Raw genomic sequence first — 16,457 nt, 5'->3', positions numbered from 1 at the left:
CCCCGGCGCCCCCGTTTTAACCGCGAAACCCCCCCCCCCACCCACGCCCCCCGTCGCCCCCGCCGCGCGCCCCGCGCCCCCCCCCCGGGGGGGGGCGGCCGGCGCTCAGTCGAAGACGGGGCCCTTGGTGCGGGTGCGCTTGAGCTCGTAGAACCCGGGCACGCCGGTGATCAGCACGAAGCCGTCCCAGAGGCGGCCCGCCTCCTCGCCCTTCGGGGCCGGCGTCATCACCGGGCCGAAGAACGCCGTGCCGTTGACGGCGACCACGGGCGTGCCGACCTCGTCGCCGACCAGCGCGATCGCCTCGGCGTGCGAGGCCCGCAGCTGCTCGTCGAACTCGTCGGTGTCGCCGTACGCCACGAGCGACTGCGGCAGCCCCACCTCGTCGAGGGACTCGCGGATGATCGCCCAGGTGTCCGTGCGGCCGCCCGGGTGCCGGCGCGTGCCCAGCGCGTCGTACAGCGGCTTGAGGTGCTCGGCGCCGTACAGCTCCTTGGCGGCGGTCAGCACGCGCACGGCCGCCCAGGAGTCGTCCATCAGCGCGCGGTACTCGTCGGGGAGGTCGCGGCCCTCGTTGAGCACGGACAGGCTCATCACGTGCCAGCGGACGTCGACGTCGCGGACCCGCTGCACCTCGGTCATCCAGCGCGACGTCATCCACGCCCAGGGGCACGCGGGGTCGAACCAGAAGTCGGCGGTGTCGCGGTCGGGCGCGGTCGTCTCGGTCACTGGGAGGGCTCCTCGGGCTGTCGACGTCGGGTGCGTGCGCGCGGACGCGGGCGCCGTCCGGTCGACCGCGCCGCCCGCCATCATGCCCCGGAACCGGGGGGCCGTGTCACGCGGGGGCGGGAGCCCGGCGGACGCACGCACCCGCCGGGTGGTGGAATGATGCGGCGACGCCTCAGCGAGGCTGTCCCCCGCAGACCTGCGACCGACGTTCCACGAGGAGACCCCGCGTGCCCGCAGAGAACCTGACCCGCGACGAGGCCCGGACCCGGGCCGCCCTGGTCGACGTCCAGTCCTACGACGTGGCGCTCGACCTGACGACGGGGCCGGCGACGTTCACCTCGACGACGACCGTCCGGTTCACCGCCCGGGAGGCCGGCGCCGGCACGTTCCTCGACCTCATCGCGCCGACCGTGCACCGCGTGGTGCTGAACGGGACCGAGCTCGACCCGGCCGAGGTCGTCGCCGACTCGCGCATCCGCCTCGACGGCCTCGCCGAGCAGAACGAGGTCGTCGTCGTCGCCGACGCGGCCTACATGAACACCGGCGAGGGCCTGCACCGGTTCGTCGACCCGGTCGACGACGAGGTGTACCTGTACTCCCAGTTCGAGGTGGCCGACTCCCGGCGCGTGTTCGCCGTGTTCGAGCAGCCCGACCTCAAGGCCACCTTCGCGTTCACGGTGACCGCGCCCGCGCACTGGGTGGTCGTGTCGAACTCCCCCGCCGTCGGCGACCCCGTCCCCGTCGAGGGCGGCAGCAACCGCAACGGCGGCCGCGACGAGGGCACCGCGACCTGGACGTTCGAGCCGACGCCGCGGGTGTCCTCGTACATCACCGCGGTGGTCGCGGGCCCGTACCACCACGAGCACGGCGAGCTCACGTCGCGCGACGGCCGCACCATCCCGCTCGGCGTCTACTGCCGCGGCTCGCTCGCGCAGCACCTCGACACGGACAACATCCTCGACATCACGCGGGCCGGCTTCGCGTTCTACGAGGAGCAGTTCGACTTCCCGTACCCGTTCGCCAAGTACGACCAGCTGTTCGTGCCGGAGTTCAACGCGGGCGCGATGGAGAACGCCGGCGCGGTCACGTTCCTCGAGTCCTACGTGTTCCGGTCCAAGGTGCCGGAGGCCACGGTCGAGCGCCGCGCGGTGACGATCCTGCACGAGCTCGCCCACATGTGGTTCGGCGACCTGGTCACCATGCGCTGGTGGGACGACCTGTGGCTGAACGAGTCGTTCGCCGAGTACGCCTCCACGCTGGCGACGGCCGAGGCGACCCGCTGGACCACCGCCTGGACCACGTTCTCCTCGCTGGAGAAGGGCTGGGCCTACCGCCAGGACCAGCTGCCGTCGACGCACCCGATCGCCGCGGACATCCGCGACCTGGAGGACGTCGAGGTCAACTTCGACGGCATCACCTACGCCAAGGGCGCGAGCGTGCTCAAGCAGCTCGTCGCGTGGGTCGGCCAGGAGCAGTTCTTCGCGGGCGTCCGGCAGTACTTCGCGAAGCACGCCTGGGGCAACACCGAGCTGCGCGACCTGCTCACCGAGCTCGAGGCCACCTCCGGCCGCGACCTGTCGGCGTGGTCGGCGCTGTGGCTGGAGCAGTCCGGCGTGACGCTGCTGCGCCCGGAGATCACCTCCGAGGTCGGCGAGGACGGCGTCGAGCGGATCACCGCGCTGGCCGTGCGCCAGGAGGTGCCCGCCACCCACCCCGTGCAGCGCCCGCACCGCCTGGTGGTCGCCGGCTACGACGTCGTCGCGGACGCCTCCGGCGAGACCCGCCTGGAGCGCGTCGTGCGCGTCGAGCTGGACGTCGACGGCGAGCGCACCGAGGTGCCCGAGCTCGTCGGCACGAAGCGTCCCGACCTGCTGCTGCTCAACGACGAGGACCTCGCCTACGCCAAGGTCCGGCTCGACGAGCGCTCGCTCGCCACCGCGATCGCGCACCTCGGTCACTTCACGGAGTCGCTCCCCCGCACGCTCGTCTGGGCGGCGGTCTGGGACGCGACCCGCGACGGCGAGACCCCCGCGCGCGACTACGTCGACCTGCTGCTCGGCAACATCGCGCACGAGACGGACTCATCGGTCGTCCTGGTGCTGCTCCGCCAGCTCCACACCGCGCTCGACCTGTACGTGGCGGCCGAGCACCGGTCGGCCACCGAGGTCGCCGCCGCGGACACGCTGTGGACGCTCGCCACCGACGCCGAGGGCGGCAGCGACACCCAGCTGCAGCTCGTCAAGGCGTTCGCGGCCCGCGCCTCGACCCCCGAGCAGCTCGACGCCGTCGCGGCGCTGCTGGACGGCGGCACCCGGCTGGACGGCCTGTCGATCGACACCGACCTGCGCTGGGAGCTGCTGACCTCGCTGGTCGCCGGCGACCGCGCGGGCGAGGCGGAGATCGACGCGCAGCTCGCGGCGGACCCGACCGCGACCGGCCAGCGCGCCGCAGCGGCGGCCCGCGCGGCGCTGCCGACCGCCGACGCCAAGGCCGCCGCCTGGGCCGCGGTCGTCGACTCCGACGCACTGCCGAACGCCCTGCAGGCCGCGACCATCGGCGGGTTCGGCCGCGTGCACGACCGCACGCTGCTCCGCCCGTTCGTGGCGCCGTACTTCGACGGGCTCGAGCGCGTGTGGTCGGAGAAGACCAACGAGATGGCGCAGAACATCGTGACCGGCCTGTACCCGACCGAGCTGGCGGACGACGCCGGCGACGGCGCGGTCGACGTGGCCGGGGCGACCGACGCGTGGCTGGCCGCGCACCCGGACGCGGCCCCGGCGCTGCGCCGGCTGGTGGTCGAGGCCCGCGACGGCGTGCGCCGGCTGCTGGCGGCCCAGGCGGCCGACCGCCACTACCACGAGGCCTGACCCGCACCCCGGCCCGGCCCGACGCGCCCGGCGCCCGACCCTCGCTCGAGGGGCCCGGGCACCGGGCGCGTCGCCGTCCCGGGCGGCGCCGGCGTGAGCGTCGAGATCGGTCGTCCTGCCGCGACCAGGTGGTCGATCGCCGAGATAGGGCCCCCGCGGCGAGATAGGACCGTCCTCGGCCCTATCTCGCCGCAGCGGTCCTATCTCGGCGAACGCCCAGCGGGCGCGGCGGGCCCGGCGGGCGCGGCGGGCGCGGCGCGCTCGGCGGGTGCCGGCGCCGCCTGCGGGAGGGCCGCCAGCCAGCGGCGCGCCGCGCGCGGGGTGCGCAGGCGCACCACCGGGACCGTCCCCGTCGCCGCGAGGCGCCGGTAGCGCTCCCGGTAGGCGGCGTGCTCCGTCCACGACCAGAGCACGATGTTCTCCTCCGGGTCGGTGCGCACCAGCGACGCCAGCGACTCGGTGTTGCCGTGGTAGATCGGCCGGCGCAGCACCGCCCGCGCGAGCGTCCGGCGGACGACCCGCGCCATGACCAGCGGCCGCGGGTAGTCGAGCCACACGACGGCGTCCACGTCGTCGGCCAGCCCCTGCCGGACGTCGTTCCAGTTGCCGTCGACCACCCACCCGCCGGGTGCCCCGTCGAGGAACTCCCGCAGGATCCCGCGCGCGACCTCGGGGTCCTTCTTCACCCAGCCCGGCCCCCAGAACACCTCGTCGAGCTCGCGGTGCGGGACGCCGAGGCGCCGCGCGAGCGCGCGGGCGAACGTCGTCTTGCCCGCGCCGGAGTTGCCGACGACGCGCACGCGCCGCGGGGGCCAGGTCGTCATCGGGGCAGCCTAGCGACGCGCCCGACGACGCCCCGGCGCCCCTGCCGTCCCCGCGGCCCGACCACCCGCGCGGCGTCAGCCCTCGGCGAGCACCGACGCGAGCGACCGCAGCCGCGCGTTGGTGAACAGGTCGTCCAGCAGGACCAGCCGCCCGGCGCCGTCCGCCAGCGGCACGCGCCAGTTCGGGTACTCCTGGTCGGTCCCGGGCTGGTTCTGCGCGCGGCGCTCCCCCACGGCGTCGGCCAGCGAGACCCCGACCAGCACGCTCGGCGTGCGGAGCACGTACCGGTGCAGCGCCTCCACGACCTCCCGCTCGGTGGGGTCGTCGCCGAGCAGGCCGCGCTCGCGCAGCACCGCCAGCATCGCCTCGCGCTCGGCCCGGGCGGCCCGCCGCACCTGCTCGACCGGCTCGGTCAGCAGCCCCAGCCGCTCGCGCAGGGCGACGTGCTCCTCGGCGAGGTAGCCGGCCGTCGGCGGCAGGTCGTGCGTCGTCACCGAGGACAGCGCGAGCCGGCGGTAGTCCTCGGGCGGCAGCGGGCGGCCCTCGCCGTCCTTCTCGAACCACAGGATGGAGGTGCCCAGCACGCCGCGGTCCAGCAGGTACTCGCGCACCCACGGCTCGACGTTCCCGAGGTCCTCGCCGATGACGACCGCACCCGCGCGGTGCGCCTCGAGCGCGAGGATGCCGATCATCGCGTCGTGGTCGTACCGGACGTAGGTGGCCTCGGCGGGGCTGTTGCCCTGCGGGATCCACCACAGCCGGAACAGCCCGATGATGTGGTCGATCCGGACGGCGCCCGCGTGCCGCAGCACGGTGCGCAGCATGTCCCGGTACGGCCGGTACGCGACCCGCTCGAGCTCGGCGGGGTGCCACGGCGGCTGCGACCAGTCCTGGCCCTGCTGGTTGTACATGTCCGGCGGCGCCCCGACCGACGCGCCGCGCGCCAGCACCGACCCGAGCGCCCACGCGTCCGAGCCGTCCGGGTGCACGCCGACGGCGAGGTCGTGCATGACGCCGATCGACATGCCGGCCTCGTGGGCGGTGCGCTGGGCGGTGGCGAGCTGCTCGTCGCACAGCCACTGGAGCCAGCAGTAGAACTGCACGCGCTCGGCGAGCTCGGTGCGGGCGCGCAGGGCGCCGGGCGCGGCGGGGTCGCGCAGGTCGGCGGGCCACGGCGGCGGGCCGTGCCGCTCGGCCAGGGCGCACCACAGCGCGAAGTCCTCCAGCCCCCGCCCCTCGCGTCGGCGGAAGTCGTCGAACGCCGACTGCCGGGCGGCGGACCGCGGCGCGGCGAACACCACCTCCAGCGCGGCCTTCTTGGCGGCCCAGACCACGTCCCGGTCGATGGGCCCGTCGTCGGTGTCGAGGGCCAGCGCCTGCTCGGCCGACCACTCGACGAGCGCCCGGTCGGCGGACGACAGGTACGCCGTCTCGGGGACGTCCTCGACGCGCAGGTACAGCGGGTTCACGAACCGGCGCGTGGTGGGCAGGTACGGCGACGGCGTCAGCGGCGGCACCGGCTCGGCGGCGTGCAGCGGGTTGATGAGCAGGAACTGCGCACCCGCCTCGTGCCCCGAGAGCCACGCCAGGTCGGCCAGGTCCCGCAGGTCGCCCGCGCCCCAGGACGCCCGCGAGCGCACCGAGTACAGCTGCACCATCAGGCCCCAGGCGCGCTTCTCGTCGAGCGCGGCCGGCAGCGCCAGCCGGTCGGGCGTCACGGCCAGCGGGCTCGCCGCCTCCCCGGACGGGCCGGACGTGCGCAGCAGGTGCCAGCCGAGCGGCAGCCCGGCCGGCACGGTGAACGTCGCGCGCCCGACCTGCCGGCCGTCGACCGTGCGCGGCTCCACCAGGACGTCGGCCTGCTCCAGCTCGACCCGCTCGGTCACCGCGCCCGCGGCGCGCCGGCCGCGCCCCTCGGCGCCGTCGACCTCGACCCACGCCCGCACCGGGTCGCCGTGCGTGACGTGCACCGGGACCTGCACGGCGTCGGACTGCCGGACCACGACGACCGGCGGCAGCACCCGGCGCCACGGGGCGTCCTCGGCGTGCCGCAGCGCGACCTCGACCCGCTCGGGCGTCGAGGCGTCCACGCCGAGCGCCCCCAGCACGGCGACCAGGGTGGCGGGGGCGACGTCGCGCATCCCGCCGTTGAACTCCTGGAACTCGGTGGCGACGCCGTGCGCCCGCGCCAGGTCCAGCAGGGACGGGGAGGGTGTGTGCTCGGCCACACGCCGATCCTGCCAGAGGGGCGCGGGTCACGCCGGGCAGCCGCGCTGGTGGGTGCGGGTGCGGGACCCGCGCCGCCGCGGCACCGGGCCCCGGCGGCCGGGGCCGTAGGGTGGCGCGCATGACCGCCGAGCCCGCCGCCACCGAGCCCGCCGACGTCGCCGCCGCGACGCCGACCGCGACCGGCTACCCCGCCGCCCGCCGCCTCGACCTGGTCGAGGACCTGCACGGCCGCGCCGTCGCCGACCCGTACCGCTGGCTGGAGGACCCCGAGGACCCGGAGACGGAGGCCTGGTCCACCGCGCAGGACGACCTGTACTCCGCGTACCGCGCGCGGGTCACGGCCGGCGACCTCGCGGACGGCCCGCTCGCGACCGGCCCGCTGACCGAGCGCCTGCGCGCGCTGCTCGGCGCCGGCTTCGTGGGCGTGCCCGCCTGGCGCGGCGACCGCCGGTTCTTCTCCCGGCGCACCGGCGACCAGGAGCACGCGGTGGTCGTCGTGGCGGAGCCGGACCCCGCGTCCCCGGGCGGCGAGCGCGAGCGGGTGCTCGTCGACCCCGTGGCGCTCGATCCCGCGGGCACCACCACGCTCGACGCGTGGCAGCCGAGCAAGGAGGGCGACCTGCTGGCGTACCAGGTGTCGCACGGCGGCACCGAGGAGAGCGTGCTGCACGTGCTCGACGTCGCGACCGGCGCGCTCGTGGACGGCCCGGTCGACCGCGCCCGGTACTCCCCCGTCGCGTGGGAGCCGGGCGGCCGGTCGTTCTTCTACGTGCGGCGCCTGGCGCCCGACCTGCTGCCCGAGGGCGAGAAGCAGTACCACCGCCGGGTGTGGCGGCACGTGGTCGGCACCGACGCGGCGCAGGACCTCGAGGTGTTCGGCGACGGCCTCGACATGACCAACTACTACGGCGTCTCGGTGTCCCGCGACGGCCGCTGGCTGATCGTCTCGGCGTCGGCCGGCACCGCACCGCGCACCGACGTGTGGATCGCCGACCTGGCCGCGACCGAGCCGGGCGCCGTCCCCGCCTTCCGCGAGGTCGCCGTCGGCGAGGACGCCGAGATCGGCGCCTGGGTCGGGCGCGACGGGCGGCTGTACCTGCACACCACGCTCGGCGCCGACCGCGGGCGGCTGGCCGTGGCCGACCCCGAGGAGCCCGGCGTCCCGCACTGGCGCACCCTGCTGCCCGAGGACCCCGAGGCGGTGCTGGAGGACGTCGCGTTCACCGACGGCGGCGGGGACGACACGACCCCGCGGCGGCTCGTCGCGGCCTGGCGCCGGCACGCGGTCAGCGAGATCACCGTGCACGATCCGGCGACCGGCGAGCGGCTGCCCGGCGACGCCGGCACCGTCGACCTGCCCGGGCTCGGCTCCACCGGCGGGCTGGTCACGCGCCCCGACGGCGGCCCGGACGTCTGGTTCTCGTACACCGACCACACGACGGTCGCCGAGGTGCACCGGTACGACGCGCAGACCGGGACGACCTCCCTGTGGGCGGCCCCGCCCGGGGTGGTCGCCGACCTGCCCGACGTGCGGGTGCAGCGCGTCGTCGCCACCAGCGCCGACGGCACCGAGGTGCGGGCGTTCGTCGTGGCGCGGGCCGACGCGCTGGACGCCGACGGCCGCCCGCTCGCCCCCGCACCGACGATCCTCTACGGCTACGGCGGCTTCCAGATCTCGCTCGACCCGGCGTACTCCGCCACCACGCTGGCCTGGGTCGAGGCCGGCGGCGTCTACGTCGTCGCCAACCTGCGCGGCGGCGGCGAGGAGGGCGAGGACTGGCACCGCGCCGGACGCCGCGGGCACAAGCAGCACGTCTTCGACGACTTCCACGCCGTGGCGCGGCTGCTGGTCGACGACGGCTGGACCACCACGGACCGGCTGGCGTGCTGGGGCGGGTCGAACGGCGGCCTGCTGGTCGGCGCCGCGCTGACCCAGCACCCGGAGACGTTCGCGGCGGTGGTCTGCTCGGCCCCGCTGCTCGACATGGTGCGGTACCAGCACTTCGGGCTCGGGACGACGTGGACCGACGAGTACGGCGACGCCGGCACCCCGCGGGAGCTGGACTGGCTGCTGTCCTACTCGCCGTACCACCGGGTGGTCGACGGCACCGCGTACCCGGCGACGCTGTTCACGATCTTCGACGGCGACACCCGGGTCGACCCGCTGCACGCGCGCAAGCTCGGGGCGGCGCTGCAGGCCGCGACCTCCGCCCCGCTCGACGACGCGCCGGTCCTGGTCCGCCGGGAGAAGGGCGTCGGGCACGGCGGCCGCGCGCTGTCCCGCACCGTGGCCCTGACCGTCGAGCAGCTGCAGTTCGTCGCGGACCGCACCGGCCTGGCCCGCCGCTGACGCCCGCCCGCGCGGGGCCGCGGGGCCCGTGCGGCGCGGGAGCGTGTGCGGGTCCCGTGGGGGCCGCGTGCGGGCCGCGCGACCCCGCCCGGGTGGCCGCTAGCGTGGACCGGTGATCGCCGCGTCCCTCCCCTCCGTCCTGCCGGCCGCGTCCGACGACCCGGCCGCCGCTCTCGCCGACAACGCCGACGCCCTCGTCGACTGGCTGCTCGGCCCCGGCCTGCGCATCGCGCTGATCATCGTGATCGGCGCCGTCGCGCTGCTGATCGTCCGGCGCCTGATCAAGGTCGTCACCGAGCACATCGCCGACGGCACGTCGCTGCTGCAGCGCGGCATCGCCAAGCCGCTCGGCGGGACCGAGGTCGCCTCGGCCCTGCGCAAGGTCAACCCGATCGCGAACGCCCGGCGCACCCAGCGCGCCCGGACCATCGGCTCGGTGCTGCGCTCGACCGCCGGCATCGTCATCGGCACCGTCGTCGTGCTGTCCGTGCTCGACCAGGTCGGGGTGAACATCGCCCCGTTCATCGCCTCGGCCGGGATCGTCGGCGTCGCGCTCGGCTTCGGCGCGCAGAGCCTGGTGAAGGACTTCCTGTCCGGCATGTTCATGCTGCTGGAGGACCAGTACGGCGTCGGCGACGTGGTCGACGTCGGCCCCGCGCAGGGCACGGTCGAGTCGGTCGGGCTGCGCGTGACCAAGATCCGCGACGCCGACGGCACCCTCTGGTACGTCCCCAACGGCTCGATGCTCCGGGTCGGCAACAAGACCCAGGGCTGGGCCAACGCCGTGGTCGAGGTGAAGGTCGACTACTTCGCGGACCTCGACCGGGTCGGCGACGTGCTGGTCGGCGCCGCTGCGCGGCTGGCCGAGGACCCAGCGCTCGGCCCGTCGATGGAGGGCTCCGCCACCGTGACGACCGCCGAGGACCTGTCGTTCGACGCGGTGACGGTCAAGCTCGTGCAGCGCACCGCCCCCGCGCGGCAGTGGGCGGTCGCCCGCGCCCTGCGCACCGCGGTCCGCGAGGCGCTGGAGGCCGCGGACATCCCGCTCGCCGGTCAGCGCGAGGCGCTGGAGGCGCACCGCGAGCGCGTGTCGGCGACGGACGACCCGGCGACCGACTGACGCGCCGCCGTCGACCCGGGCCGGGTCCGCCGGGTGGACGGCCGTCGCCGTGCGGGACCTGCGTCAGCGCAGGCCGTCGAGCTCCGCGGCCAGGTTGTCGGCCTCGGGGCCGACGATGACCTGGACGATGCGCCCGGAGCGCACGACGCCGAACGCGCCGGTCGCCTTGAGGGCGTCCTCGTCGACGCGCTGCGGGTCGGTGACCTCGACCCGCAGGCGCGTGATGCACGGCTCGAGGTCGACGACGTTGCCGCCGCCGCCCAGGGCCACCAGGATCTGCTCTGCCTTGCTCAATGGAACCCCCGTGGTGCTGTTCTGCGGAATGCCCCCGCGGCCACCCGCGCGGGCGGTCGCCTGGGCTCCAGCCTAGTCCGCGCGGTGGCCCGCGACCGGGTGCGACGCCCGGACCCCGCCCCGCGCGGTGCGAGACTGTCGCCATGACCGACCAGCCGCCGCCACCCGCGCCCCGCCCGGCCGGCCCGACCCTCCCGCTGAGCGCCGCGGCACCCGCGGCGTCCCCCGTCGCCCCGGCGCCCGAGGGCAGCGCCGAGGCCCGCCGCCGCGAGTCGTTCTACGAGGCCGTCGGCGGCCACGTGACGTTCACCCGGCTGGTCGACGCGTTCTACGACGGCGTCGCCACGGACCCGGTGCTGAAGCCGATGTACCCCGAGGAGGACCTCGGTCCCGCGAAGCGCCGGCTGACGATGTTCCTCGAGCAGTACTGGGGCGGGCCGACCGCCTACTCCGAGGAGCGCGGCCACCCCCGGCTGCGGATGCGGCACATGCCGTTCACCGTCGACCCCGACGCGCGCGACCGGTGGCTGCGGCACATGCGCGCGGCGGTCGACACGCTCGGGCTGGCTCCGCTGCACGAGGCGACGCTGTGGGACTACCTGGAGCGGGCCGCGCACTCGCTGGTCAACTCCGCGGGACGCTGACCGGGCCCGACGGGAGGACCGAGTCGGCACCGACGGCGCACCGGCCGGGCGGGCCGTCGTGAGACGCTGGCCCGCGTGACCGACGCCGCACCCTCGACCGCTCCCGCCTCCGCCCCCGACCCGATCACCGCGCTGCTCGGCGTCCTCGACGTCGCCCCCGGTGCCGGCCCGGACGCCTTCACCGCCACGAACCTGCCGAAGCCCGGCGGCCGGGTGTTCGGCGGCCAGGTCATCGCGCAGGCGCTCGTCGCGGCGGGGCGCACCGTCCCCGAGGGCCGGCTGCCGCACTCGCTGCACGGGTACTTCCTGCGCGCGGGCGAGGTCGGCACCCCGATCGAGCTGGGGGTCGAGCGGTTGCGCGACGGCCGGTCGTTCTCCGCGCGGCGCACGCACGCGGCCCAGGACGGCGACCCGATCCTGTCGATGATCGCCTCGTTCCAGGAGGACCAGCCCGGCGTCGAGCACACCGAGCCCGCCCCGGACGTCCCCGCACCCGAGGACGTGGAGTCGGCGATGGACCGGATGGGCCACCTCGACCACCCCGTCGCCCGGTTCTGGACGCACGAGAGCGCGTTCGACGTCCGGCACGTCGGCGGCTCGCTCTACCTGGGCCCGGCCCCGACGCCGGAGGGCCGGCAGCGGGTGTGGATGCGCGCCAAGGGCGCCCTGCCCGACGACCAGCTGCTGCACCGCGCGCTGCTCGCCTTCGCCTGCGACCAGATCATGCTCGAGCCGGTGCTGCGCCGCGCCGGGCTGTCCTGGCTCACGCCCGGGCTGTCGGTGGCGAGCCTGGACCACGCCATGTGGTGGCACCGGGACGTGCGGGTCGACGACTGGCTGCTGTTCGACCAGGACAGCCCGTCGGCGCAGGGCGGGCGCGGGCTCGGCAGCACCCGGGTGTTCGACCGCTCCGGCGTGCTGCTGGCGACCATCGCCCAGGAGGGCATGGTCCGGGTCCCGGCCGCCTGACGGGCCGCGCACCGGGCGGTCCCTGACGCCCCAGGCGCTCCGCTGGCGGGGCGCCGGGGGCCGGTGCACAGTGTCCCGGTGGTGAGGCTGCGACGGGTCCGGATCGACTCCCCGGGGTGGACCCGGCGACGCGCCGGGAAGGGGTTCTCCTACCTGGACGTCGACCGCGTCACGCGGATCACGGACCCCGAGCACCTCGACCGCATCGTGTCGCTCGCCATCCCGCCCGCGTGGCAGGACGTGTGGATCAGCCCGTGGGCGAACGGCCACATCCAGGCGGCCGGCCTCGACGACGCGCAGCGGCGGCAGTACCTCTACCACGAGCAGTGGCGGCGGCGCCGCGACCGGCTCAAGCACGACCACGTGCTCGACGTCGCGCGGCGGCTGCCCGCCGCCCGCCGGTCGGTGCGCCGCGACCTCGCGCTGCCGGGGTTCCCCCGGGCGAAGGCGCTCGCGCTCGCGTTCCGGCTGCTCGACCTCGCGTACTTCCGGGCCGGCGGCGAGGGCTACGCGCAGCGCAACGGCTCCTACGGCCTGGCGACCCTGCGCCGCGAGCACGTGCAGGTGCTCGCCGACGACGACGGCGCCGAGACCGCGGTGCGGTTCCACTACCCCGCCAAGTCGGGGCAGATCCGGGACGTCGTGGTCGAGGACGCGCAGGTCGCCGACCTGGTCGGGACGCTGCTGCGCCGGCGCGGCGGCGGTCCGGAGCTGCTGGCCTGGCGCGACGACGACGGGTGGCACGACATCACCAGCGCGGAGGTGGGTGCCGACGTGAAGCACCGCCTCGGCGACGACGCCAGCCCGAAGGACTTCCGCACCTGGCACGCGACGGTGCTCGCCGCGCGCGGGCTGGCCGCCAGCGGTCCCGCCCCGGCGTCCGAGCGGGGCCGGCGCCGGGTCGTCGCGACCGTCGTCAAGGCGGTGTCGCACGAGCTCGGCAACACCCCGGCCGTGTGCCGGGCGTCCTACATCGACCCGCGGGTCGTCGAGCTGTGGACCCATGGTGCGACGATCCGCCCGACCCGGTCCCAGGCCGTCGCGGAGAAGGAGACGCTGGCCCTGCTGTCCTGAGTCAGTCCCGGACGCGGGCCAGGGCGAAGCCGTCCCAGCCCTTGGAGCCGACCGTCTGCAGCGCGGTGGCGTCCAGCCGCGGGTGGCTGCCGAGCGCGTGCAGCACCTCCCGGGAACCGACCACGCGGGGGTCCTCGGACGCCGCGTCGGCCACCTCGCCCCGCCGCACCACGTTGTCGACGACGATCACCGTCCCCGGGTGGGACAGCCGCACCGCGAGGTCGAGGTAGCGCGCGTTGCTCGGCTTGTCGGCGTCGATGAAGACCAGGTCGAACGCGTCCTCGCCCTGCGCGAGCAGGCCCTCGACCGACTCGCCCGCCGGCCCCTCGACCAGCCGCACCCGGTCCGCGACGCCCGCGCGCACGAAGTTCTCCCGGGCGACCGCGGCGTGCGCCGGGTCGATCTCCAGCGTCGTCACGTGCCCGTGCGGGCCGACGGCGTCGGCGAACCACAGGGTGCTGTACCCGGCGAGCGTGCCGAACTCCAGCACGCGGCGCGCCCCGGCGATCCGGCACAGCAGCCACAGCAGCCGGCCCTCCGTGGGCGCCACCTCGATGGCCGGCAGCCCGGCCGCCCGCCCGGCGTCCCGCGCCGCGACCAGCGCGGCGCTCTCCGGCACCAGCTCCTCGACCAGGTACGCGTCGACCGCCGCCCAGCCCTGCTCCCCCGACCCGTGCTCGCCCATGCCCCGATCATGCACCCCGGCGGCGAGGGCCCACCGGATGCGGTCCGCGCCGGGGCGTCGGAGACTGCGGACGTGCCCCAGGACCCCGCCGTGACCGGCCCGAGCGCGGACGCGCCCACCGCCGACGACCTGCTCCCCGAGCCGGTCGCCCGCTCCCTCACCGGGATCGTCCCGGGCGTCGGGCCCGACGGGCGACCCCGGCCGGACGCCCCGCTGGTGGCCGTCACCGGCGTGACCGGCTACGTCGGGGGCCGGCTGGTCCCAGAGCTGCTCGCCGCCGGCTACCGGGTGCGCGCGATCGCCCGCCGCCCCGAGCGGCTGCGTGGCCGCCCCTGGTACGACGCGGTGGAGATCGCCCAGGCGGACGCCGCCGAGCCCGACCAGATCCGCGCGGCGCTCGACGGCGCCGACGTCGCGTACTACCTGATCCACTCGCTCGGCTCCGGCCGCCGGTTCGAGCAGCGGGACCGGCACACGGCGCTGGTGTTCGGCGCGGCCGCGCGCGAGGCGGGCGTCGGGCGGATCGTCTACCTCGGCGGGCTGACGCCGGACACCGAGGACCTGTCCCCGCACCTCGCCTCCCGCAAGGAGGTCGGCGAGATCCTGCTCGCCTCCGGCGTCCCGACGACGGTGCTGCGCGCGGCGATCATCCTCGGCTCGGGCTCGGCGTCGTTCGAGATGATGCGGTACCTCACCGAGCGGCTGCCCGCCATGACCGTGCCCAAGTGGCTGGACAACCGCATCCAGCCGATCGCCGTCCGCGACGTGCTGCGCTACCTGGTCGGCTCGGCGTCGATGCCGCCCGAGGTCAGCCGGGAGTTCGACATCGGCGGGCCGGACGTCCTGACCTACCGCGACATGATGCAGGGCTACGCGAAGGCCGCCGGGCTGCCGCGGCGGCTCATCGTCAAGGTGCCGGTCCTGACCCCGCGGCTGTCGAGCCACTGGGTCGGCCTGGTCACCCCCGTGCCGTCGGGCATCGCCCGGCCGCTGGTCGAGTCGCTGATCCACGAGGTCGTCTGCGACGAGCACGACATCGCGGAGCACGTGCCCGACCCGCCGGAGGGGCTGATCTCGTTCGCCCGCGCGCTGGAGCTCGCGCTCGCCCGGATCCGCGAGGCGGACGTGACGACCCGCTGGTCGTCGGCCGGCGTGCCCGGGGCGCCGTCCGAGCCGCTGCCCTCCGACCCCGACTGGGCCGGGGGCTCGCTCTACGAGGACGCCCGGAGCGTCGACGTCGACGCGTCACCGGCGGCGCTGTGGCGGGTGCTGGAGTCCGTCGGCGGCGAGCGCGGCTGGTACTCGTGGTCGCTCGCCTGGCGGGTGCGCGGGCTGCTCGACCGAGTCGTCGGCGGGCCGGGGCTGCGGCGCGGCCGGCGCGACCCGCGGCGGCTCGTCGTCGACGACGCGGTCGACTTCTGGCGGGTCGAAGAGGTCCAGCCCGGCCGGCTGCTGCGGCTGCGCGCCGAGATGCGGCTGCCCGGGCTGGCGTGGCTGGAGCTGCGGGTCGAGCCCGACGGCGACACCCCCGAGGAGCAGGGCGACCACGACTCCGCCCGCCCCGCCGACGTCTCCCCCGAGCGCTGGACGACCCCGCCGACCCGGTTCGCGCAGCGCGCCGTCTTCCACCCGCACGGGCTGCTCGGGCAGCTGTACTGGTGGGCGGTGTACCCGTTCCACGGCGTGGTGTTCGGCGGGATGCAGCGCAACATCGCCCGCGCCGCGGAGACCGCCGAGCGCTCCCGCCGCGACCTCCCGCGCTGACCCCGCACCGCCGCCGCCGGACGCCCGACGCGAGCGCGGCGCGCACGGCCGGCCGGCCGCCGCACGCGCCGCGCGGCCGCCGCACGCGCCGCGCACGCGCCGCGAGATAGGACCCGCGCGCCGAGATAGGACCCAGGACGGTCCTACGTCGGCGCGACGGCCCTATCTGGGCGAGTGAGGCGCGGCGGAGGTCGGCGGGTCGGCGCGGGGGTCAGCGGCCGCGGCGGCGGAAGGTCGGCGGGGTCTCGACGTAGGGCAGCCAGGCCGACCGCTCGGTCTCGCCGATGCGGCGCGGCGAGCCGCTCGCGGCGTCGACCAGCACCAGGGTCGTGACCGCGCGGGCGTAGGGCCCGGCGCCGTCGGCCGGGACGTCGTCGGGGGACGCGTCGTGCACCTCGTAGCAGACGTCGATGCTCGCGCCCCCGAGGTGGCCGATCCACATGTCGACGACGACCGGCGTGCGGCGGTAGCCCAGGGGGCGCAGGTACTCGACCTCCTGGCGGGCGACGAGCGTCGCGGTCCGCGCGCCGGGCCCGGCGTCGAGCACGGCCGTCGGCCACGTCTCGCGGTCGGGCACCCGAGAGGCCGCGCCGTCCCCGAGCGGGTCGGCGGGCGCGGGGTGCGCCCAGAAGGCCTCGATGCGGGCCTCCTCGAGCAGCCGCAGCAGCTCGACGTTGTTCACGTGCCCGTACGCGTCCATGTCGGACCAGCGCAGCTGGACCGGCACCCGGAGCCTGGCCATCCGTCCTCCGTCCCTCGGTGCGGCGCCGTGCGGCGCGCCCCCAGCATCCTGCCCCTGTCGTCGGCGATCGCGGGTGCGGCGCGCGTGTGGCGTCGGCCGCAGCGGCGACGGGGCGCCCCGCGGGCGGCGGTTGTGCCGCCCGGGGCCCCGGGGGCCGGGGGGGTG

Annotated in this window: 13 protein-coding genes; 7 read left to right on the top strand and 6 right to left on the bottom strand. The window is 76.2% G+C overall.

Going from position 1 to position 16,457, the window contains the following annotated elements; genetic code table 11:
- Positions 1–105: 105 nt before the first annotated feature.
- A complete protein-coding gene (locus tag MHY85_RS15640; protein WP_308191403.1) occupies positions 106–729 on the bottom strand; it encodes a DsbA family protein in 624 nt (207 codons plus the stop codon).
- Positions 730–956: 227 nt separating this feature from the next.
- Between MHY85_RS15640 and pepN the strand changes: the two genes are divergently transcribed.
- Positions 957–3,596 carry an aminopeptidase N gene (pepN, locus tag MHY85_RS15635; RefSeq protein ID WP_239197892.1) on the top strand — a complete coding sequence of 880 codons (2,640 nt, stop codon included), beginning with the start codon at positions 957–959 and terminating at the stop codon, positions 3,594–3,596.
- A 200-nt stretch (positions 3,597–3,796) separates the two neighbouring features.
- Here the strand turns inward: pepN and MHY85_RS15630 are convergent, their stop codons facing one another.
- Both MHY85_RS15630 and malQ read right to left on the bottom strand, forming a co-directional pair.
- Positions 3,797–4,420, bottom strand: a complete 624-nt coding sequence (locus tag MHY85_RS15630; RefSeq protein WP_239197890.1) for a toxin — start codon at positions 4,418–4,420, stop codon at positions 3,797–3,799.
- A 75-nt stretch (positions 4,421–4,495) separates the two neighbouring features.
- Complete coding sequence (malQ, locus tag MHY85_RS15625) at positions 4,496–6,649, bottom strand: 4-alpha-glucanotransferase (protein WP_239197888.1); 2,154 nt, start codon at positions 6,647–6,649, stop codon at positions 4,496–4,498.
- Between the two features lie 119 nt (positions 6,650–6,768).
- On the opposite strand from malQ, the gene MHY85_RS15620 reads away from it, so the two are divergent.
- Both MHY85_RS15620 and MHY85_RS15615 read left to right on the top strand, forming a co-directional pair.
- Entirely contained in the window at positions 6,769–9,000 is a 2,232-nt protein-coding gene (locus MHY85_RS15620; RefSeq protein ID WP_239197886.1) for a prolyl oligopeptidase family protein, read from the top strand.
- A 112-nt stretch (positions 9,001–9,112) separates the two neighbouring features.
- Complete coding sequence (locus tag MHY85_RS15615) at positions 9,113–10,120, top strand: mechanosensitive ion channel family protein (RefSeq protein WP_239197884.1); 1,008 nt, start codon at positions 9,113–9,115, stop codon at positions 10,118–10,120.
- Positions 10,121–10,183: 63 nt separating this feature from the next.
- On the opposite strand, the gene MHY85_RS15610 is transcribed toward MHY85_RS15615, so the two are convergent.
- Positions 10,184–10,414: a glucose PTS transporter subunit EIIB gene (locus MHY85_RS15610; protein ID WP_158373826.1), complete on the bottom strand. Its 231-nt coding sequence runs from the start codon at positions 10,412–10,414 to the stop codon at positions 10,184–10,186.
- Between the two features lie 197 nt (positions 10,415–10,611).
- On the opposite strand from MHY85_RS15610, the gene MHY85_RS15605 reads away from it, so the two are divergent.
- The 3 genes from MHY85_RS15605 (at position 10,612) to MHY85_RS15595 (ending at position 13,101) form a co-directional block, all read left to right on the top strand.
- Positions 10,612–11,058, top strand: coding sequence for a globin (locus tag MHY85_RS15605; RefSeq protein ID WP_374233825.1), 447 nt, complete (start codon positions 10,612–10,614; stop codon positions 11,056–11,058).
- A 75-nt stretch (positions 11,059–11,133) separates the two neighbouring features.
- Positions 11,134–12,027, top strand: a complete 894-nt coding sequence (locus tag MHY85_RS15600; protein ID WP_239197882.1) for an acyl-CoA thioesterase II — start codon at positions 11,134–11,136, stop codon at positions 12,025–12,027.
- Between the two features lie 78 nt (positions 12,028–12,105).
- On the top strand, positions 12,106–13,101 hold the full coding sequence (locus MHY85_RS15595; RefSeq protein ID WP_239197880.1) for a DNA topoisomerase IB: 996 nt from the start codon (positions 12,106–12,108) through the stop codon (positions 13,099–13,101).
- A gap of 1 nt (position 13,102) precedes the next feature.
- On the opposite strand, the gene MHY85_RS15590 is transcribed toward MHY85_RS15595, so the two are convergent.
- Positions 13,103–13,786 carry an O-methyltransferase gene (locus MHY85_RS15590; RefSeq protein WP_239197878.1) on the bottom strand — a complete coding sequence of 228 codons (684 nt, stop codon included), beginning with the start codon at positions 13,784–13,786 and terminating at the stop codon, positions 13,103–13,105.
- Positions 13,787–13,858: 72 nt separating this feature from the next.
- Here MHY85_RS15590 and MHY85_RS15585 point away from each other — a divergent pair, with 72 nt between their 5' ends.
- A complete protein-coding gene (locus MHY85_RS15585; RefSeq protein WP_239197876.1) occupies positions 13,859–15,550 on the top strand; it encodes an SDR family oxidoreductase in 1,692 nt (563 codons plus the stop codon).
- Between the two features lie 211 nt (positions 15,551–15,761).
- Here the strand turns inward: MHY85_RS15585 and MHY85_RS15580 are convergent, their stop codons facing one another.
- Complete coding sequence (locus MHY85_RS15580) at positions 15,762–16,292, bottom strand: thioesterase family protein (protein WP_239197874.1); 531 nt, start codon at positions 16,290–16,292, stop codon at positions 15,762–15,764.
- Positions 16,293–16,457: the final 165 nt, after the last annotated feature.

Origin of the sequence: Cellulomonas sp. ACRRI (genome assembly GCF_022346185.1) — a bacterium.
Lineage (GTDB): Bacteria > Actinomycetota > Actinomycetes > Actinomycetales > Cellulomonadaceae > Cellulomonas.
Note: the sequence above shows the minus strand (reverse complement) of the source record. Positions and strands in the feature narration are given on the sequence as shown.

Coding starts and splice junctions, on each gene's coding strand:
- MHY85_RS15630 (WP_239197890.1), bottom strand. CDS start 4,420: ATGACGACCTGGCCCCCGCGGCGCGTGCGCGTCGTCGGCAACTCCGGC.
- MHY85_RS15590 (WP_239197878.1), bottom strand. CDS start 13,786: ATGGGCGAGCACGGGTCGGGGGAGCAGGGCTGGGCGGCGGTCGACGCG.
- MHY85_RS15580 (WP_239197874.1), bottom strand. CDS start 16,292: ATGGCCAGGCTCCGGGTGCCGGTCCAGCTGCGCTGGTCCGACATGGAC.
- MHY85_RS15620 (WP_239197886.1), top strand. CDS start 6,769: ATGACCGCCGAGCCCGCCGCCACCGAGCCCGCCGACGTCGCCGCCGCG.